At 59.8% G+C, this 20,512-nt stretch carries 15 protein-coding genes and 1 pseudogene; 14 read left to right on the top strand and 2 right to left on the bottom strand.

Annotated elements, in window-relative coordinates; translation table 11 throughout:
* The first annotated feature begins 121 nt into the window (after positions 1 to 121).
* The 12 genes from rnr to BK658_RS08105 all read left to right on the top strand — a co-directional run bounded on the left by rnr (position 122) and on the right by BK658_RS08105 (position 17,512).
* A complete protein-coding gene (gene rnr, locus BK658_RS08165) occupies positions 122 to 2,752 on the top strand; it encodes a ribonuclease R (RefSeq protein WP_123581877.1) in 2,631 nt (876 codons plus the stop codon).
* Positions 2,749 to 3,516 carry a 23S rRNA (guanosine(2251)-2'-O)-methyltransferase RlmB gene (gene rlmB / locus BK658_RS08160; protein WP_054595361.1) on the top strand — a complete coding sequence of 256 codons (768 nt, stop codon included), beginning with the start codon at positions 2,749 to 2,751 and terminating at the stop codon, positions 3,514 to 3,516. The genes rnr and rlmB overlap by 4 nt, the downstream gene beginning before the upstream one ends.
* Positions 3,517 to 3,817: 301 nt before the next feature.
* Entirely contained in the window at positions 3,818 to 4,240 is a 423-nt protein-coding gene (gene rpsF, locus BK658_RS08150) for a 30S ribosomal protein S6 (RefSeq protein ID WP_054595362.1), read from the top strand.
* 28 nt (positions 4,241 to 4,268) lie between these two features.
* Positions 4,269 to 4,499: a 30S ribosomal protein S18 gene (rpsR, locus tag BK658_RS08145; protein ID WP_002551829.1), complete on the top strand. Its 231-nt coding sequence runs from the start codon at positions 4,269 to 4,271 to the stop codon at positions 4,497 to 4,499.
* A 36-nt stretch (positions 4,500 to 4,535) separates the two neighbouring features.
* On the top strand, positions 4,536 to 5,429 hold the full coding sequence (locus BK658_RS08140; RefSeq protein ID WP_123581875.1) for a YybS family protein: 894 nt from the start codon (positions 4,536 to 4,538) through the stop codon (positions 5,427 to 5,429).
* A gap of 19 nt (positions 5,430 to 5,448) precedes the next feature.
* Entirely contained in the window at positions 5,449 to 5,895 is a 447-nt protein-coding gene (gene rplI / locus BK658_RS08135) for a 50S ribosomal protein L9 (protein WP_008157007.1), read from the top strand.
* A 137-nt stretch (positions 5,896 to 6,032) separates the two neighbouring features.
* Entirely contained in the window at positions 6,033 to 7,430 is a 1,398-nt protein-coding gene (gene dnaB / locus BK658_RS08130) for a replicative DNA helicase (RefSeq protein WP_019691515.1), read from the top strand.
* A 186-nt stretch (positions 7,431 to 7,616) separates the two neighbouring features.
* Positions 7,617 to 9,920 (top strand): YgiQ family radical SAM protein, encoded by a 2,304-nt coding sequence (locus tag BK658_RS08125; protein WP_090176228.1) that lies wholly within the window; start codon positions 7,617 to 7,619, stop codon positions 9,918 to 9,920.
* A gap of 146 nt (positions 9,921 to 10,066) precedes the next feature.
* Positions 10,067 to 10,585 carry a hypothetical protein gene (locus BK658_RS08120; protein WP_123581874.1) on the top strand — a complete coding sequence of 173 codons (519 nt, stop codon included), beginning with the start codon at positions 10,067 to 10,069 and terminating at the stop codon, positions 10,583 to 10,585.
* Between the two features lie 174 nt (positions 10,586 to 10,759).
* Positions 10,760 to 14,035: a transglutaminase family protein gene (locus BK658_RS08115; protein WP_123581873.1), complete on the top strand. Its 3,276-nt coding sequence runs from the start codon at positions 10,760 to 10,762 to the stop codon at positions 14,033 to 14,035.
* A gap of 88 nt (positions 14,036 to 14,123) precedes the next feature.
* Positions 14,124 to 16,610 carry a circularly permuted type 2 ATP-grasp protein gene (locus BK658_RS08110; protein ID WP_123581872.1) on the top strand — a complete coding sequence of 829 codons (2,487 nt, stop codon included), beginning with the start codon at positions 14,124 to 14,126 and terminating at the stop codon, positions 16,608 to 16,610.
* Positions 16,610 to 17,512: a transglutaminase family protein gene (locus BK658_RS08105; RefSeq protein WP_123581871.1), complete on the top strand. Its 903-nt coding sequence runs from the start codon at positions 16,610 to 16,612 to the stop codon at positions 17,510 to 17,512. Before BK658_RS08110 ends, BK658_RS08105 begins: the two co-directional genes overlap by 1 nt.
* Before the next feature lie 291 nt (positions 17,513 to 17,803).
* On the opposite strand, the gene BK658_RS08095 is transcribed toward BK658_RS08105, so the two are convergent.
* Together BK658_RS08095 and BK658_RS08090 are read right to left on the bottom strand one after the other, a co-directional pair.
* Entirely contained in the window at positions 17,804 to 17,995 is a 192-nt protein-coding gene (locus tag BK658_RS08095) for a hypothetical protein (RefSeq protein WP_054595375.1), read from the bottom strand.
* Positions 17,996 to 18,063: 68 nt separating this feature from the next.
* Positions 18,064 to 18,651 (bottom strand): LOG family protein, encoded by a 588-nt coding sequence (locus BK658_RS08090; protein WP_123581870.1) that lies wholly within the window; start codon positions 18,649 to 18,651, stop codon positions 18,064 to 18,066.
* Positions 18,652 to 18,993: 342 nt separating this feature from the next.
* On the opposite strand from BK658_RS08090, the gene azu reads away from it, so the two are divergent.
* Together azu and BK658_RS29950 are read left to right on the top strand one after the other, a co-directional pair.
* The gene (azu, locus tag BK658_RS08085; RefSeq protein WP_054595377.1) at positions 18,994 to 19,440 is read left to right on the top strand and encodes an azurin; all 447 of its coding nucleotides are present in this window, start codon (positions 18,994 to 18,996) and stop codon (positions 19,438 to 19,440) included.
* Between the two features lie 224 nt (positions 19,441 to 19,664).
* Positions 19,665 to 20,512, top strand: a pseudogene (locus BK658_RS29950) (hypothetical protein); the annotation flags it as partial.

The following is a 20,512-nucleotide window of genomic DNA, read 5'->3' as shown; positions in this document are numbered from 1 at the left end:
GCTTGATGCAGTCTTTCCAGGCGGCGGAAGGGCCTTTTAGGGCCTCCAAGAGCCTGAAATTTCCCGTTTCATTACGCCTATGCCAAACTAACCCGCATATAGACAAGGTGAAAACTCTCTAATGGCCGATTGGCAGTCCCTCGATCCCGAGGCCGCTCGTGAAGCGGAAAAATATGAAAACCCTATTCCTAGCCGCGAACTGATCCTTCAGCACCTTGCTGATCGGGGTTCGCCTGCTAACCGCGAGCAACTGGTCGAAGAGTTTGGTCTGACCACAGAAGACCAGATCGAAGCCCTGCGCCGCCGCCTGCGCGCCATGGAGCGCGATGCTCAACTGATCTATACCCGTCGCGGCACTTATGCGCCGGTAGACAAGCTCGACCTGATCCTGGGCCGCATCAGCGGTCACCGTGACGGCTTCGGCTTCCTGATCCCGGACGACGGTAGTGACGACCTGTTCATGAGCCCGGCGCAAATGCGTCTGGTGTTCGACGGCGACCGTGCGCTGGCGCGGGTTTCCGGCCTCGACCGTCGTGGTCGCCGCGAAGGCGTGATCGTCGAAGTGGTCTCGCGTGCTCATGAAAGCATCGTCGGTCGTTACTTCGAGGAAGGCGGCATCGGCTTTGTGGTGGCCGATAACCCGAAGATCCAGCAAGAAGTGCTGGTCACCCCGGGTCGTAACGCCAACGCCAATATCGGCCAATTCGTTGAAGTGAAGATCACGCACTGGCCGACCCCGCGCTTCCAGCCGCAAGGCGATGTGGTGGAAGTGGTCGGCAACTACATGGCGCCGGGCATGGAAATCGATATCGCCCTGCGGACCTACGACATTCCTCACGTCTGGCCTGAAGCAGTGCTCAAAGAAGCCGCCAAGCTCAAGCCGGAAGTCGAAGAGAAAGACAAAGAGAAACGCATCGACCTGCGTCATCTGCCGTTCGTTACCATCGATGGTGAAGATGCTCGCGACTTCGATGACGCGGTCTACTGCGAAGCGAGGCCGGGCAAGCTGCGGCTGTTCTCCGGCGGCTGGAAGTTGTACGTGGCGATTGCCGACGTTTCCAGCTACGTGAAGATCGGTTCGGCGCTGGATGCCGAGTCCCAGGTGCGCGGCAACTCGGTGTACTTCCCTGAGCGCGTGGTGCCGATGCTGCCTGAGCAGTTGTCCAACGGCCTGTGCTCGCTGAACCCGCATGTCGATCGCCTGGCCATGGTTTGCGAGATGACCATCTCCAAATCCGGCGAGATGACCGACTATTGCTTCTATGAAGCGGTGATTCACTCCCACGCCCGCCTGACCTACAACAAGGTCAGCGCGATGCTGGAACAGCCGAAAACCACCGAGGCTCGTCAGCTTCGTGGCGAATACACCGACGTGGTGCCGCACCTCAAACAGCTCTACTCGCTGTACAAGGTGTTGCTGGCGGCCCGTCATGTGCGTGGCGCAATCGATTTCGAAACGCAGGAAACCCGAATCATCTTCGGTTCCGAGCGCAAGATCGCCGAAATCCGTCCGACTGTGCGCAACGACGCGCACAAGTTGATCGAGGAATGCATGCTGGCGGCCAACGTGGCTACCGCTGAATTCCTGAAGAAACACGAAATCCCTGCGCTGTACCGGGTTCACGATGGTCCGCCACCGGAGCGTCTGGAAAAACTCCGCGCCTTCCTCGGCGAGCTCGGCCTGTCCCTGCACAAAGGCAAGGACGGCCCTTCGCCGAAGGATTACCAGGCGTTGCTGGCCGGTATCAAGGATCGTCCGGATTTCCACCTGATCCAGACCGTCATGCTGCGCTCGTTGAGCCAGGCGGTGTACAGCGCCGATAACCAGGGCCACTTCGGCCTGAATTATGAAGCCTATACCCACTTCACCTCGCCGATTCGCCGTTACCCGGACTTGCTCACGCACCGGGCGATTCGCAGTGTCATCCACTCCAAGCAAGACACGCCACACGTGCGTCGTGCCGGGGCGATGACCATTCCGAAAGCGCGCATCTATCCGTACGACGAAGCGGCGCTGGAGCAGCTCGGCGAGCAGTGCTCGATGAGCGAGCGCCGTGCCGACGAAGCGACCCGCGACGTGGTGAACTGGCTCAAGTGCGAGTTCATGAAAGATCGCGTGGGCGAGTCGTTCCCGGGTGTGATCACCGCGGTGACCGGTTTTGGCCTGTTCGTCGAGCTGACCGATATCTACGTCGAAGGTCTGGTCCACGTGACCGCTTTGCCGGGCGACTACTACCACTTCGACCCTGTGCATCACCGCCTGGCCGGTGAACGTACCGGTCGCAGCTTCCGCCTCGGCGATACCGTCGAAGTGCGCGTGATGCGGGTGGACCTGGACGAGCGCAAGATCGACTTCGAGATGGCTGAAAAAACCATCAGCGCGCCGATTGGCCGCAAGAAGCGTGGTGCAGAAACCTCGGCGCCTGCTGCCAAGACTGCTGCTGAGCCGGCACCGGCCAAAACCGGTCGTCGTGGTCCAGCGAAGGAAAAAGCGGTCGAAGCTTATCGTCCGAGCGATGCGGCGGCGAAAAACGCCGAAGTACGTAAAAGTCGTGAAATGAAGCAGGCGTTGCTGGCCGAAGCGAAGAGCGGCGGTAAAGCGGCGTCTGGGGGAAAGGCCGGACGGTCGGCGCCTGAAAAGGCCTCCGGCGGCAAGCCAGCCAAACCAAGTAAACACCGCAAAGGCCCGCCAAAAGCGGGCTCGGCTCCAGCCAAAAGCGGCGGGGCGCGTAAACCTAAGGCCAAGTCATGAGTCAGTTGGAAAAAATCTACGGCGTGCATGCTGTAGAAGCGTTGCTGCGTCACCACCCGAAACGCGTCAAGCAGATCTGGCTGGCCGAAGGTCGCAGTGATCCGCGCGTTCAGACGCTGATCGAGCTGGCCAGCGAAAACCGCGTTGCGGTCGGTCAGGCCGAACGTCGTGAGCTGGATGCCTGGGTTGAAGGCGTGCACCAGGGCGTGGTGGCGGAGGTAAGCCCAAGTCAGGTCTGGGGCGAGGCAATGCTCGACGAGCTGCTCGACCGTACCGAAGGCGCACCGCTGCTGTTGGTGCTCGACGGCGTAACCGATCCGCACAACCTCGGTGCTTGCCTGCGTTCTGCCGACGCGGCGGGTGCATTGGCAGTGATCGTTCCAAAGGACAAGTCAGCCACCCTGACGCCGACTGTGCGTAAAGTCGCCTGTGGTGCCGCGGAAGTGATTCCGTTGGTGGCCGTGACCAACCTGGCGCGCACCCTGGAAAAACTCAAGCAGCGTGGCTTGTGGGTTGTCGGTACGGCGGGGGAGGCTGAGCAGGATCTGTATCAGCAAGACCTGACCGGCCCGACCATCCTGATCATGGGCGCGGAAGGCAGCGGAATGCGTCGCCTGACGCGTGATCTTTGCGACTATCTGGTGCGTTTACCGATGGCGGGCAGCGTCAGCAGCCTCAACGTTTCCGTGGCTACCGGGGTGTGCCTGTTCGAAGCCTTGCGCCAGCGCGGCGTCAAAGCCGCCGCAACCGCCAAGAAGTCCTGAGCCTCAACTGATCGTTCCCACACTCTGCGTGGGAATGCATCCCGTGACGCTCCGCGTCACTCTCAAGCGGACGCAGAGCGTCCATGGCGGCGTTCCCACGCGGAGCGTGGGAACGATCATGCTGTGGTGATTGTTCAAATAATCACCAATTGCCTTGCGCCGCTTCTGTCCCTTCTCTACAATTGCGCCCCTTGCTGTGACGGCAGGCACGCATGTGTCCATCGCCGGCAAGTCCATAAGTGTCATTCACTCCTTGTCTGACCGCTTTTGAGCGGCAGGCTACAACCCGTAAGGAGCATTCATGCGTCATTACGAAATCATCTTTTTGGTCCACCCGGATCAAAGCGAGCAAGTCGGCGGCATGGTTGAGCGTTACACCAAGCTGATCGAAGAAGACGGCGGCAAAATCCACCGTCTGGAAGATTGGGGCCGTCGTCAACTGGCCTACGCAATCAACAATGTTCACAAGGCTCACTACGTGATGCTGAACGTTGAGTGCACTGGCAAGGCCCTGGCCGAGCTGGAAGACAACTTCCGCTACAACGATGCAGTGATCCGTAACCTGGTCATCCGTCGCGAAGAAGCCGTTACCGGCCAATCCGAGATGCTCAAGGCTGAAGAAAACCGCAGTGAGCGCCGTGAGCGTCGCGACCGTCCTGAGCACGAAGGCGCTGAAAGCGTTGACAGTGATGACAGCGACAACAGCGATAACGCTGACGAGTAATCCACGGACCTTTTGAGGAGCCTATTACATGGCACGTTTCTTCCGTCGTCGTAAATTCTGCCGCTTCACCGCTGAAGACGTGAAAGAGATCGATTACAAAGATCTCAACACTCTGAAAGCTTACGTATCCGAGACCGGCAAAATCGTTCCAAGCCGTATCACCGGTACCAAAGCTCGTTATCAGCGTCAGCTGGCCACCGCTATCAAGCGCGCCCGCTTCCTGGCCCTGCTGGCCTACACCGACAGCCACGGCCGCTGAGACCGGGCAGTCGACACGTAGCAAAGGATTGAATGCATGCGCGCCATAGCTGAGTTCATCATGCGCGGTCGTATGCAGGCCACTCTCGTAGTGGCTGGATGCGCGGCATTGCCGTTGTTGTACTGGTTGGGTGCTGCCGCCGGGAGCCTTGTGCTGCTGCGGCGCGGATTGAAGGACGCCCTTGGCGTTCTTGCTCTGGGAATACTGCCGGCATTGATCTGGTGGCTGTATTCCGATGATCCACGCGCACTCATGGTGTTGCTGGGGTCTTCGGGCCTTGCGTTGGTTTTGCGCGCAAGTGAGTCCTGGAGCCGCGTGCTGCTGGTCAGCATAGCGATGGGATTGGTGTTTTCTGTGGTGCTGGGTGCGGCTTACCGCCCTCAGATCGAGATGCTGTCGCAGGAGCTGGTAAAGATCCTGCCACTGGCCCTCGGTGACCTCTACCAGCAATTGTCGGTAGAGGAGCGAGCGCGTCTCGCCGCCCTGATTGCCCCGGTCCTGACCGGCCTGATAGCGGCCTTGTTGCAAATCGTCAGTGTGCTGAGCCTGATTGTCGGGCGCTACTGGCAGGCGTTGTTGTACAACCCCGGTGGTTTTGGTCGCGAGTTTCGCGCCATCCGAATCCCGCTGGGGCCGGCGATGTTGCTGCTGGCGTGCATGCTTCTGGGGCCGAACTTCGGTTCCCAGCTGGCCATGTTGACGCCGTTGTGCAGCGTACCGCTGGTGTTCGCCGGGCTGGCCCTGATTCATGGGCTGGTGGCTGAAAAGCGACTGGCCAAGTTTTGGCTGGTGGGGTTGTACGTAACGCTGTTGCTGTTTATGCAGCTGATCTATCCGTTGCTGGTGGTCCTGGCCATTGTCGACAGCCTGATTGATTTTCGCGGTCGTTTGACGCCGAAAGACGTCGATAGCGCGAACGGTGAAGGTTAAAAGTTAAGAGGATTTTCACATGCAACTGATCCTTCTGGAAAAAGTCACCAACCTGGGCAACCTGGGTGACAAAGTGAACGTTAAGGCTGGTTACGGTCGTAACTACCTGCTGCCTTACGGCAAAGCTACCGCTGCGACCGCTGCCAACCTGGCTGCGTTCGAAGAGCGTCGCGCTGAGCTGGAAAAAGCCGCAGCCGACCGTAAAACTTCGGCTGAAAACCGCGCTGCCCAACTGGCTGAGCTGGAAGTGACTATCACTGCCACCGCCGGTGACGAAGGCAAGCTGTTCGGTTCGATCGGCACCCACGACATCGCTGATGCACTGACCGCCTCTGGCGTTGAAGTTGCAAAAAGCGAAGTTCGTCTGCCGAACGGCACCATCCGCAACGTAGGCGAATTCGACGTAGCCGTGCACCTGCACGCTGAAGTTGAAGCCACCGTACGCGTTGTCGTGGTAGCAGCTTAAGAAGTACTTGTCGGCTGGCACCCTCGGGTGCTTGCCGGTAACATCGGGCACGATCCTGTTTACAGGTCGTGCCCTTTGTCTTTCTGCAGTTCCTGATTTTTTACAACCCCTGCTTTTCCTAAAGAACCCAAGTGGCCATGAACGATATCTCCGCTCCTGAGCAATACGATCTGCAAACCGCCGCGCTGAAAGTGCCGCCGCATTCCATCGAGGCCGAACAGGCTGTGCTCGGTGGTCTGATGCTGGACAACAACGCTTGGGAGCGCGTGCTCGATCAGGTCTCGGACGGTGATTTCTATCGACATGACCACCGCCTGATCTTCCGCGCGATCGCCAAGCTGGCCGATCAGAACTCGCCGATCGACGTCGTGACCCTTGCCGAGCAATTGGACAAGGAAGGTCAGACCTCGCAAGTCGGCGGTCTCGGTTATCTGGGCGAATTGGCAAAAAACACGCCGTCGGTCGCCAACATCAAGGCCTATGCCCAGATCGTTCGTGAGCGAGCGACCCTGCGCCAGTTGATCGGTATCAGCACCGAAATCGCCGACAGCGCCTTCAACCCGGAAGGCCGCACCGCCGCCGAGATTCTCGACGAAGCCGAGCGGCAGATCTTCCAGATCGCCGAGGCCCGCCCGAAAACCGGCGGTCCGGTGAGCGTCAATGACCTGTTGACCAAGGCCATCGACCGCATCGACACCTTGTTCAACACCGACAACGCCATCACCGGCCTGTCGACCGGTTACACCGACCTCGACGAGAAGACCAGCGGCCTGCAACCGTCTGACCTGATCATCGTCGCCGGCCGTCCATCGATGGGTAAAACCACCTTTGCGATGAACCTGGTGGAGAACGCCGTGTTGCGCAGCGAGAAGGCCGTACTGGTTTACTCGCTCGAGATGCCAGGCGAATCGCTGATCATGCGTATGCTGTCGTCGCTGGGTCGTATCGACCAGACCAAGGTCCGGGCCGGTCGCCTGGAAGACGACGACTGGCCGCGCCTGACCTCGGCGGTCAACCTGCTCAACGATCGCAAGCTGTTCATCGACGATACCGCCGGCATCAGTCCGTCGGAAATGCGTGCGCGGACCCGCCGTCTGGTGCGCGAACACGGTGAGATCGGTCTGATCATGATCGACTACCTGCAACTGATGCAGATCCCGGGCTCCAGCGGCGACAACCGGACCAACGAGATTTCCGAAATCTCCCGTTCCCTGAAAGCCCTGGCCAAGGAATTCAACTGCCCGGTGGTGGCGCTGTCCCAGCTCAACCGTTCCCTCGAACAGCGGCCGAACAAGCGGCCAGTGAACTCCGACTTGCGGGAATCCGGAGCGATCGAGCAGGACGCCGACGTGATCATGTTCGTTTACCGGGACGAGGTGTATCACCCGGAAACCGAGCACAAAGGCATCGCCGAGATCATCATCGGCAAGCAGCGGAACGGCCCGATCGGCTTTATCCGCCTGGCCTTCATCGGCAAGTACACCCGATTCGAAAACCTTGCACCGGGCAGCTATAACTTCGACGACGACGAGTAAGTTATTTAGCGCCTGAAAGGGCCTCATCGCGAGCAGGCTCGCTCCCACAGGGATAGTGTCGTTCTTGTGGGAGCGAGCCTGCTCGCGATGAGGCGACACCGATTTCCGACCATGGTGGTCGGAATTGGTTAAATTTTGTGCTATATTCCGCGCCCGCGATTTTTCATCTCAACACCGGTCATCGTCATGCAAACAGCCAAGCCGTTATTTGACTATCCCAAGTACTGGGCCGAATGTTTCGGTCCAGCGCCATTCCTGCCGATGAGCAGGGAGGAGATGGATCAGCTCGGCTGGGATTCCTGCGACATCATCATCGTCACCGGTGATGCCTACGTCGACCACCCGTCGTTTGGCATGGCAATCATCGGCCGGCTGCTGGAGTCCCAGGGCTTTCGCGTCGGGATCATTGCTCAGCCAAACTGGCAGTCCAAAGACGACTTCATGAAGCTCGGCGAGCCGAACCTGTTTTTCGGTGTCGCGGCCGGCAACATGGACTCGATGATCAACCGTTACACCGCCGACAAGAAAATCCGTTCCGATGACGCCTACACCCCCGGTGGCCTGGCAGGCAAACGTCCGGACCGCGCCAGCCTGGTTTACAGCCAGCGCTGCAAGGAAGCCTACAAGAATGTGCCGATTGTTCTCGGTGGCATCGAAGCTTCCCTGCGCCGCATCGCGCACTACGATTACTGGCAGGACCGGGTGCGCAACTCGATCCTGATCGACGCCTGCGCCGACATTCTGTTGTACGGCAACGCCGAGCGGGCGATCGTCGAAGTTGCCCAGCGTCTGTCCTACGGTCACAAGATCGAAGACATCACCGACGTGCGCGGCACCGCGTTCATTCGTCGCGATACGCCGCAAGGCTGGTACGAAGTCGATTCCACGCGTATCGACCGTCCGGGCAAGATCGACAAGATCATCAACCCGTACGTCAATACCCAGGACACCCAGGCCTGCGCCATCGAGCAAGAGAAGGGGCCGGTTGAAGATCCGGAAGAAGCCAAGGTCGTGCAGATTCTGGCGAGCCCGCGGATGACCCGCGACAAGACCGTGATCCGTCTGCCATCGGTAGAAAAGGTTCGTGGTGACGCCGTTCTGTACGCCCACGCCAACCGCGTGCTGCACCTGGAAACCAACCCGGGCAACGCCCGCGCGCTGGTTCAGAAGCACGGTGAAGTCGACGTCTGGTTCAACCCGCCACCGATTCCGATGACTACCGAAGAAATGGACTACGTGTTCGGCATGCCTTACGCCCGTGTTCCGCACCCGGCGTATGGCAAGGAGAAGATCCCGGCCTACGACATGATCCGTTTCTCGGTGAACATCATGCGCGGCTGCTTCGGCGGCTGTACCTTCTGTTCGATTACCGAGCACGAAGGCCGGATCATCCAGAACCGCTCCGAAGAGTCGATCATTCGCGAAATCGAAGAGATCCGCGACAAAGTGCCAGGTTTTACCGGCGTCATTTCCGACCTCGGTGGCCCGACCGCGAACATGTACCGCATTGCCTGCAAGAGCCCGGAAATCGAATCCGCGTGCCGCAAGCCGTCGTGCGTGTTCCCCGGCATTTGCCCGAACCTCAACACCGACCACTCGTCGCTGATCCAGCTGTATCGCAGCGCCCGTGCCTTGCCGGGTGTGAAGAAGATCCTGATCGCCTCCGGCCTGCGTTACGACCTTGCGGTCGAGTCGCCGGAATACGTCAAAGAGCTGGTGACCCACCACGTCGGTGGTTACCTGAAGATCGCCCCGGAACATACCGAGGAAGGTCCGCTCAACCAGATGATGAAGCCGGGCATCGGCAGCTATGACAAGTTCAAGCGGATGTTCGAGAAGTACTCCAAGGAAGCCGGGAAAGAGCAGTACCTGATTCCGTACTTCATCGCCGCCCACCCGGGCACCACCGACGAAGACATGATGAACCTGGCCCTGTGGCTCAAGGGCAACGGCTTCCGTGCGGATCAGGTGCAGGCGTTCTACCCGTCGCCGATGGCCACCGCCACCGCCATGTATCACTCGGGCAAGAACCCGTTGCGCAAGGTCACTTACAAGAGTGACGCCGTGACCATCGTCAAGAGCGAAGAGCAGCGTCGTCTGCACAAGGCGTTCTTGCGTTACCACGATCCGAAAGGCTGGCCGATGCTGCGTGAAGCGTTGACCCGCATGGGCCGTGCTGACCTGATTGGTCCGGGCAAGAACCAGTTGATCCCGCTGCATCAGCCGGCCACCGATAGCTACCAGAGCGCCCGTCGCAAGAACTCGACGCCAGCCGGTAGCCATAAAGTGGCCGGCGAGAAGACCACCAAAATCCTCACGCAACACACCGGCTTGCCGCCGCGTGCCAGCGATGGTGGTAACCCGTGGGACAAGCGTGAACAGGCCAAGGCCGCGGCGTTCGCCCGCAACCAACAGGCCGCCAAGGAACGCAAGGACGCCGCCAAAGGTAAAGGGCCCAAGCCTGCGCGTAAGCCGGTTGTACCGCGCTAAGCTTCACTTGAGCTGAACAGAACGCCAACATTCGTGTTGGCGTTCTGCATTCTGTAGAATGGCCGAGTGCCAACCCCGGCGAGACCTCATTCGCCATCTATCACAAGTAAGTGATTGCTCAAGTTTTCAACTCAAGGAAGAACGCCGTGGCCCGCCGCAAGAAATCCTCCGCGCAGCAACTCACCGCCGACAAACTCATGCAGTTGAAGTTCGCCCACTGGCTGGCTTGGCAACCTTATGTGCGACGCTATGGTTGGATTCATATCGCGGTCATGATGATGACGACATTCGCCATGTCATTGACCGGTTCGGTCTTCGACGAAGTATTTTTCCCACACGACTATCCGATGATGGAGTACTTCATCTTCGCCATGATGGGAGGTGTCGTGGTGATGTCCGCGTGTCTCGTTGCGCTGATTCGTGGTTACCCCAACGCCGTCTGGGGGTTGTTCACGATGTTGGTGTTTTGTCTGTCCATCACGTTGCTGGCGATGATCGAGGCGAATCATCTGGGGTTTGTCTGGATAGCCGCTGTGCCGTCGCTGATCGGCTTGTACTTGATGAGCACGCGTCGCTACCAGCGTGGGATCAAGGTGCTGCAAGTGGGCGCCCGAATCCGTCAGCGACTCAAACGCCTCGAAGCGAGCCTCAAGCACGCTCTGTGAGCCCACGCAGCAGCGGCTTGCTACATCTGCGTGCAACAAGCCAGAACCCAATTCCCGCATCGCCCGATTTTGGTGCTGTACTGCCCTAGGCAAATCTGTGAAAGCGCCGGCGCTGCTGGGTGGCATAAGTCTTGCGCGCTTTCGAATACGCTTTAGGCTCGCAGGAGGCACGCCGTGTCGATTCATGTCGCGTTGCACCACGTTACGCATTACCGCTACGACCGCGCTGTCGAGCTCGGTCCGCAGATCGTTCGCTTGCGCCCGGCGGCCCATAGCCGTACGCGGATTCTTTCCTATGCGTTGAAAGTGTCGCCAGAGCAGCACTTCATCAATTGGCAGCAAGACCCTCAGGGCAATTACCTGGCGCGGTTGGTGTTCCCGGAGAAAACCACGGAGCTGCGGATCGAAGTCGATCTGCTGGCCGAGATGGCGGTGTTCAATCCGTTCGACTTCTTCCTTGAGCCCTACGCGGAAAAGATCCCTTTCTCCTATGCCGCCGATGAACAGCGTGAACTGGCGCCGTACCTGGAAACCCTGCCGCTGACGCCGACGTTCAAGGCCTACCTTGAAGGCATCGACCGCACGCCGCTGCCCGCCGTGGATTTTCTGGTGGCCCTTAACCAGCGGCTGAGCGAAGACATCGGCTATCTGATCCGAATGGAACCGGGCGTGCAAACCCCCGAATACACTCTGGAACACGCATCGGGTTCCTGCCGCGATTCGGCCTGGTTGCTGGTGCAACTGCTGCGCAACCTCGGGCTGGCGGCGCGATTTGTTTCCGGTTACCTGATCCAGCTCACCGCTGACGTCAAAAGCCTCGACGGTCCTTCCGGCACCGAGGTGGACTTCACCGACCTGCACGCCTGGTGTGAGGTTTATCTGCCGGGCGCCGGCTGGATCGGCCTGGACGCTACTTCTGGGCTGTTTGCTGGCGAAGGGCATATTCCGTTGGCCTGTAGCCCCGATCCGTCCTCCGCGGCGCCGATCAGTGGTCTGGTCGAACCGTGCGAGTGTGAATTCAGCCACGAAATGTCGGTCGAGCGGATTTGGGAGGCCCCACGCGTTACCAAACCCTACACCGAAGACCAGTGGCTGGCGATCCAGGCACTGGGCCGGCAGATCGACGCCGACCTGCAAGAAGGCGATGTGCGCCTGACCATGGGCGGCGAGCCGACGTTTGTCTCCATCGACAACCCGGACGGTGCCGAGTGGAACACCGCCGCGCTCGGCCCAGACAAGCGTCGACTGTCCGCCGGGCTGTTCCAGCGCCTGCGCAAGCATTACGGACCCAAGGGCCTGGTGCATTTTGGCCAGGGCAAGTGGTACCCCGGTGAGCAACTGCCGCGCTGGTCGCTGAACTGCTACTGGCGGCGAGATGGCGTGCCGATCTGGAACAACAGCGCGCTGATTGCCGATGAACAGCAAGACTACGGCACCGATGGCACATTGGCCGGGCGTTTTCTGGCGAGTGTCGCCGAGCGTTTGAAACTGCCTGCGCGCTTTGTGTTTCCGGCCTACGAAGACAACCTCTACTACCTCTGGCGCGAAGGTGCGTTGCCGGTCAACGTCAGCGCCGAAGACTCGCGGCTGGCGGATGAGCTAGAGCGCGCCCGACTGCACAAGGTCTTCAGTCAAGGTCTGGACAAGGTGATTGGCCAAGTGCTGCCACTGGCGCGCACCGCCAAGGGCGATCAATGGCAAAGCGGTCGCTGGTACCTGCGTGACAGCCATTGCCGGTTGGTGCCAGGAGATTCACCGCTGGGTTATCGCTTGCCGTTGGCTTCGCAACCGTGGGTGACGGCGGCGGAGTATCCGTTCGTGCACCCGGTCGACCCGAATCAGGATTTGCCGGAATTGCCTGACGCAGCCCGGTTACAGAACCATGGCGAGTCGGCCAGCGCCGAAGAGCGCACACCGAAAATCGACCAATCCGCCGACTGGCTGACCCGCACCGCGCTCTGCGCCGAGGCTCGGGAAGGGCGGTTGTACCTGTTCATGCCGCCGCTGGAACGCGTCGAGGATTACCTCGAACTGGTCAGCGCCATCGAAGCCACCGCCGAGGAACTGCATTGCCCGGTGTTGCTGGAAGGTTATGAACCGCCGAGCGATCCACGCCTGAGCAACTTCCGCATTACTCCGGACCCCGGCGTCATCGAGGTCAACGTGCAGCCGTCCGCCAGTTGGGACGAGCTGGTGGAGCGCACCGAATTCCTCTACGAAGAGGCGCGCCAAACCCGGCTGACCACCGAGAAATTCATGATCGACGGTCGGCACACCGGCACGGGCGGCGGTAACCATTTCGTCCTCGGAGGCGCGACGCCGGCCGACTCACCGTTTCTGCGGCGTCCGGATTTGCTGCGCAGTCTGATCAGCTACTGGCATAACCACCCGTCGCTGTCCTACCTGTTTTCCGGTCTTTTCATCGGCCCGACTTCGCAGGCACCACGGGTGGACGAAGCGCGCAACGATGCGTTGTACGAGCTGGAAATCGCCTTTGCGCAAATGCCAGCGCCCGGCGAAGAGTGCGCTCCGTGGCTGGTAGACCGCTTGCTGCGCAACCTGCTGATCGACGTCACGGGCAACACCCACCGCGCCGAGTTCTGCATCGACAAACTCTATTCGCCGGATGGCGCCACCGGGCGCCTCGGTCTGCTGGAACTGCGCGCCTTTGAAATGCCACCCCATGCGCGCATGAGCCTGGCTCAGCAACTATTGCTGCGGGCGCTGGTGGCGCGGTTCTGGCGCGAGCCGTATGCACCGTCCAAGCTGGCGCGTTGGGGCACCGAGTTGCACGACCGTTTCCTGTTGCCGCACTTCATCGAGCAGGACTTCGCCGATGTGATCGTCGACCTCAACGCCGCTGGTTATGCGCTGCGCGCCGAGTGGTTTGCCGCGCATCTGGAGTTCCGCTTTCCCAAGGTCGGCGATTACGCGGTCAGCGGCATCGAGCTGGAACTGCGTCAGGCGCTGGAGCCTTGGCATGTGCTGGGTGAGGAGGGCTCGGCCGGTGGTACGGTGCGTTATGTCGACTCGTCGCTGGAGCGTTTGCAGGTCAAGCTCACAGGCCTGGCGCCGCAGCGTTATGTGCTGACCTGCAACGGCATCCCGGTACCGCTGCAACCGACCGGGCGGGGCGGTGAGTTTGTTGCCGGCGTGCGGTTTCGCGCCTGGCAACCGGCTAACTGCCTGCAACCGACCATCCCGGTGCATGCGCCGCTGGTGTTCGACCTGCTCGACACCTGGATGCAGCGCTCGCTGGGTGGGTGTCAGTACCATGTCGTGCATCCGGGCGGGCGCAATTACGACAGCCTGCCGGTGAACGCCAATGAGGCCGAGAGCCGGCGGATGGCGCGGTTCTTCCGTCTCGGCCACAGCCCGGGAACCTTGCCGGTGCCAACGCTGACCCTTAACGACGAGCTGCCGATGACGCTCGATTTACGACGTTTCTGAATCAGACACGACGTCCGGATTTTTCGTCTATCCGGGCGTCAAAGGTCTGCGTTAATCTGACTTTTCATTGCTGGCTGCCGAGCTTTCCATGCCTGACCTGCTTGACCGTTACCCGCTTACGGCGGGCACCTATCACGAGTTGCTCGACGATAGCGGTGCCGTGCGCCCGCACTGGCGACGGCTGTTCGATCAGTTGCAACGCAGCACGCCCGCGCAACTGCTGCAACGGCAAGCCTTGCTGGCACGACAGATTCAGGAAAACGGCGTCACCTACAATGTTTACGCCGACCCCAAAGGCGCTGATCGTCCATGGGAACTGGACCTGCTGCCTCATGTGATGGCGGCTGATGAGTGGCAGCAGTTGTCCGCCGGGATCGCCCAGCGTGCGCGTTTGCTCAACGCGGTATTGGCGGATCTGTATGGCCCGCAGCGCTTGATTGCCGAAGGCCTGCTGCCGGCAGAACTGGTGTTCGGTCATAACAATTTTCTCTGGCCCTGTCAGGGCATTCAGCCGCCGGACGGGGTCTTTTTGCATCTGTACGCGGTGGATCTGGCGCGCACGCCCGATGGACGTTGGTGGGTCACGGCGGATCGGACTCAAGCGCCATCCGGTGCCGGTTACGCGCTGGAAAACCGCACCATCGTGTCGCGGGCCTTTCCGGAGTTGTACCGTGATTTGCAGGTGCAGCATTTGGCCGGGTTCTTCCGTACCTTGCAGGAAACCCTCGCGCGTCAGGCACCGAGTGCCGATGAAGTGCCGCTGGTGGTGTTGCTGACGCCGGGGCGATTCAACGAGAGCTATTTCGAGCACCTTTATCTGGCTCGCCAATTGGGTTATCCACTGGTTGAAGGCGGTGACCTGACCGTGCGCGATGCCACGGTTTACCTGAAAACCCTGAGTGGCCTGCGTCGGGTTCACGCGATCATGCGTCGGCTCGACGATGATTTCTGCGATCCGCTGGAGTTGCGCACCGACTCGGCGCTCGGCGTGCCGGGCCTGCTTGATGCGGTGCGACAGGGGCGGGTGCTGGTGGCCAACGCCTTGGGCAGCGGCGTGCTGGAGTCGCCGGGGCTGTTGGGTTTTCTGCCGAAGATCAATCAATTCCTGTTCGGCGAAGAACTGATCCTGCCGTCCATTGCCACCTGGTGGTGCGGCGAGCCTCCGGTGTTGGCGCAGGCGCTGGAGAAAATGCCTGAGCTGCTGATCAAGCCAGCGTTCCCCTCGCAGAGCTTTACCTCGGTATTGGGCCGTGACTTGAGTGAAAAACAGCGCCAGGAACTCGCTGAGCGCATGCAGGCACGGCCTTATGCCTATGTGGCGCAAGAACTGGCGCAGCTGTCGCAGGCGCCGATCTGGCAAGCCGAAGACGGTCAGTTGCAGCCTCGGGCCATTGGCATGCGCGTTTACGCGGTGGCCAGTCAAGACGGCTATCGGGTGTTGCCCGGTGGCTTGACCCGGGTCGCGGCCGAGGCCGATGCCGAAGTGGTGTCGATGCAGCGCGGCGGCGCAAGCAAGGACACCTGGGTGTTGGGTGAGCGAGCGCCGATGGGCGAGCAATGGAAAGCCCAGCGAACCCTCGGCGTGCACGATCTGGTGCGACGCGATCCCTACCTGCCGTCGCGGGTGGTCGAAAACCTGTTCTGGTTCGGTCGTTATTGCGAGCGCTGCGACGACAGCGCGCGGCTGCTGCGGATCATGCTCACGCGTTACGTCGACGGCGACGATCCGCAAGCCTTGCAGGCTGCGGTCGATCTCGGTGAAAGCCTGATGCTGCTGCCCGACGAAGGTGAATTGCCCGAGCGTTTGCTGACGGCATTGCGCGGTGATGACTGGTCTTTCAGCCTGCGTTCCAACCTGCAACGCTTGCAGTGGGCGGCGTCTCAGGTACGCGGCAAACTCTCACGAGAGAACTGGCAGGCGTTGGTGGAGTTGCAGCGCGATGCCACGGAGCTGGAAACCGAAGAGCCGGATTTTGGCGAGTTGCTGGATTTCCTAAACCGTCTGGTGATGTCGCTCGCGGCGCTGTCGGGCTTTGCGCTGGATGACATGACCCGTGACGAAGGCTGGCGCTTTTTGATGATCGGGCGGCGGATCGAGCGATTGCAGTTCCTCAGCAGCAGCCTGGCAGCGTTCCTGCGCGGCGCCGGAGCTTTTGATCAGGCCGGGCTGGAATGGCTGCTGGAGCTGGGCAACAGCAGTATCACCTACCGTTCCCGCTATCTGGCGGTGGCGCAATTGATTCCAGTGCTCGATGTGTTGCTGCTCGATGAGCAGAACCCTCACGCGGTGCTGTTTCAGCTGAAACTGGTGACGCGCACCCTCAAACGCCTGAACGACGATTCTGGTGTGCCGAGCGAGCAGGCGTTACCTGGGTTGGTAGAGCGTCTGGCGCGATTCGATCTCGGTTGTCTGGAGAACGCGTTGTTCGGTGAAAGCAGCGTTCGCGCAGCCCTCGATGGTTTGGCGGATCTGCTGCAAGAAATCGCCGATGTCAGTAATCAGGTGTCGGATCGCCTTGCGTTGCGGCATTTTGCCCATGTCGATGATGTCAGCCAACGTACGGTGTCCGTCTGATGAGCGCCCGTTACCAGATTTTCCACGACACCCATTATCACTACGACAGCCCGGTCTCGCTGGCCCAGCAGCTCGCCCATTTGTGGCCTCGGCATTGCGCCTGGCAGCGTTGCATCGATCAGCAATTGCAGATCAGCCCGGAGCCGACCTCACGCCGCGATGAGCTGGACGTGTTCGGCAATCCGCTGACCCGGCTGGCGTTTGAACGGCCTCACGACGAATTGCTGGTCAATGCCCGGCTGACGGTCGAAGTGCTGGCCCGGCCAGTGCGCGATTTCAATCAATCGCCGGCCTGGGACATGACTCGCAGCGCGTTGACCTACAGCAGTCAGCCGATTGCTCTGCAGCTACTGGACGCCTGTCGCTATCGGTTTGAGTCGCCGTATGTGCACTTGAAGAGCAGCTTCGTCGAATTCTCCGAAAGCTGTTTTCCGCTGGGCCGTCCATTGATGCTGGGCGTTCAGGCGTTGATGGAGAAAATCTTCAGCGAGTTCACCTTCGACGCCGAGGCGACCCAGGTCGCGACGCCACTGGTGGAAGTGCTGGAACGTCGGCGCGGGGTCTGTCAGGACTTTGCGCACCTGATGCTCGCCTGCTTGCGTTCCCGCGGATTGGCGGCGCGTTATGTCAGTGGTTACCTGCTGACTCAGCCACCACCGGGCCAGCCACGATTGATCGGCGCCGACGCGTCCCACGCCTGGGTATCGGTGTTCTGCCCGGTGCTGGGCTGGGTTGATTTCGACCCGACCAACAACGTGCAACCGGCGCTGGAGCACATCACCCTGGCCTGGGGCCGGGACTTCTCCGATGTCTCGCCATTGCGTGGAGTAATACTGGGCGGCGGCAGCCATGACCCGGAAGTGCGGGTGACCGTGATGCCATTGGATGAACGCGGTTCTTGAATGCGCAGGTTTCTTGTGGCGAGGGAGCTTGCTCCCGTTGGGCCGCGCAGCGGACCCAAAACCTGCACGCGCGGCGTATCAGGTAAAACGCATTCGCTGGTTTTACGGCTGCTGTGCAGCCGAGCGGGAGCAAGCTCCCTCGCCACAGGTTCTCAGCCGATCAATGTCGGGTGGGTTGTGCTTTGGGGATTTGTGCAAGTCGATTGTGGAGGCTGTGAGGGTCGGCAGCATGACTGCCGACCCTGGACACAGATCCGGTGGGTTTGATCAGAACATCAAACCCTGTGGGTCTCAGGCGTCGGGCGCCTGATCTTTCGGTGCTTCAACAGCGTCATCAGCAACCACTTCACCTTCTGCATCGGGGTTCAGTGCGCCGGTTTCTTCATCGGCGGCAGCTTTCTTGCGTTGCAACTTTTCCTCTTTCTTCTGCTCTTTGGCCAAGTCTCTTTGACGTTTGGCGAAGGAGTAATTAGGTTTAGCCATGGGCGATCCTCTGGGGTCGAAGGTGAGGTTGAGCGGCGCGTATTCTGCCTTTAAACCGGGGGCAAGGGTTAGCTGGGTTTTTGCCCGGCCCATTTTGGTGCTACCAACGGTTGCCAGGCATCCAGTGCATCCAGCAGATCCTGCGGCGATTCGCTCATTTGCAGCATGTCACGGTGATGCTCGCGAACGAAGCCTTCGCCGACGACATGATCAAGAAATGCAGTGAGTTTACTGTAGAACCCGTTCACTTCCAGCAGTCCCAGCGGTTTGCCGTGATAACCGAGCTGGCCCCAGGTCCAGACTTCGAACAGCTCTTCAAACGTACCGAGGCCGCCCGGCAGAGCGATAAACGCGTCGCTCAGCTCGGCCATGCGCGCCTTGCGTGCATGCATGCCGTCGACCACTTCCAGACGCGTCAGGCCGGTATGGCCGATTTCTGAGTTCTTCAGGCTTTCGGGGATGATCCCGATCACTTCGCCACCCGCCGCCAGAGCCGCATCGGCCACGATGCCCATCAAGCCGACAGCACCGCCGCCATACACCAGCGTCAGCTTACGCCGGGCCAGCGCCTGGCCGAGGGCGATCGCCGCTTCCCGATACACCGGGTCAGTGCCTGTGCTGGCGCCGCAAAATACACAAACAGACGCTAAAGACATGCTTTACTCCATGGTCAGTGATGACCCCAGAGTAATGGCTGACCGTGGGTGTTCCAAGGGCTAATCCTCGCATCGAGGCCTTTCATAGGTGCCGCTGGCACCACAGGCGTAGGCCGCGAGCAAACTGCACAACAGGCTATTGAAGAACATGACGGGCGCTCCAGAATGGGATGACAAACCGATCATAGGTGCGCGTCAGACGTCTGGCCGGTTAATTGTTTCGATCAATGTCATAGCCTGAAAGTTGTATACAATTCTTGATGCAAGTCATAGGCACTTTCAAAAATTTCAGGCAGTCTTTACGCGATACGGATTTTGTTAACCCTGCCTTGGAGATTCACCATGTTTGCCAAACTCGTTGCGGTATCCCTGCTGACACTGGCCAGCAGCCAATTGATGGCTGCAGAGTGCAAGGTCGATGTCGACTCCACCGATCAGATGTCCTTCAACACGAAGGAGATAACCATCGACAAGAGCTGCAAAACCTTCACCGTCAACCTGACCCACTCCGGCAGCTTGCCGAAGAACGTCATGGGTCATAACTGGGTGCTGAGCAAGACCGCAGACATGGCTGGCATCACTACCGATGGCATGGCCGCCGGCATCGACAAGAACTACCTGAAAGAGGGTGACACTCGCGTCATCGCTCACACCAAAATCATCGGTGCCGGCGAGAAAGACTCAGTGACCTTCGATGTATCGAAGCTGACCGCTGGCGAAAGCTACCAGTTCTTCTGCTCGTTCCCGGGCCACAACTCGATGATGAAAGGCGCTGTTGTCCTGAAGTAATCAAGCAGGCCCAGCCGTCATGAAAAACGCCCCTCTGGGGCGTTTTTTCGTTTTGGCGCGTGCAAGAGCCGGTGAGCGTCCTGGTGATACCGTCTCTACCATTGGTCGGAAACCAGCGCCTACCTGTTATTTCTGACAGTGGCCAGCGACTCGGAGCCGGGTGTTAGATGAGCGTCAACGCTGCCGCGCATGTTGCGGCGATACCTCCGAGAAGGACCTTGCCCATGACTGCTCAAGAAACCGCTCCCAAAACACGCGCTGCCGATCCTATCCCGCCTCTTCTTAAAAAACTGAGCATCAGGCAGTCGGAGTCGGATGGCACCAACCTGGACCCGATGAGGGTCCACATAGACAATAATCGGCTGACCGCATTAATAGAGAGGTTGTCGCAGGGGCTGCCGGAAATTGATGAGTTCTCCGTTGAATTCAAGGGTTGGAACAATGACGAACCGCGCGGTTCGTACACCAGTCCCAAGCTGCTGTTCGGGCCGCCAAATCTCAGGACCTTGAATCTGGAATCCTCGGTCGTCGCGTTTAATCTGAACCAGAAGGTAACGGTGAAATACACCGTCTTCCGCGATGGTGAAACACCGGTAACCTCCGAGGTGCTCGAGTTGAACGTGCTCGACCTTGCGCCGGAGGAGCTGAAGGCGGGGGTGATCTTTGGGAAGGATGACGACGGTACCGGGCCCGTACTGGACCTGACCACCGACACCGACGACAGGACGGTGCGCATTAGTCTCTGGCCGCTGATTGCAGAAGGGCAATTGTGCTGGATCAAGCTGAATGGCAAGAACGCAGATGGCACCCATTACGAAAAAGATCTGTTCAAGGACGAGGTTGATACGGATTGGATCACCCTTGGCTACATCGATGTACCTGCTCCTTATAGTGAACTGAAGCTGTTGGCCAATGAATCGGTCCTGACGCTTCAGTACAAGGTTGCGTTTGATCAGGTTGATGACGAGAGCAAGGCGAACCTCTCGGAGGTGCGAAGCTATACCGTTAAGGCTGCTGCGGTGGTGGCGCCGGTCATCACCAAGGTGACGGACTCCAAAGAAGTTCCTGTTGC

The organism is Pseudomonas brassicacearum (assembly GCF_003732175.1).
Classification (GTDB): Bacteria; Pseudomonadota; Gammaproteobacteria; order Pseudomonadales; family Pseudomonadaceae; genus Aquipseudomonas; species Aquipseudomonas brassicacearum_G.
Note: the sequence above shows the minus strand (reverse complement) of the source record. Positions and strands in the feature narration are given on the sequence as shown.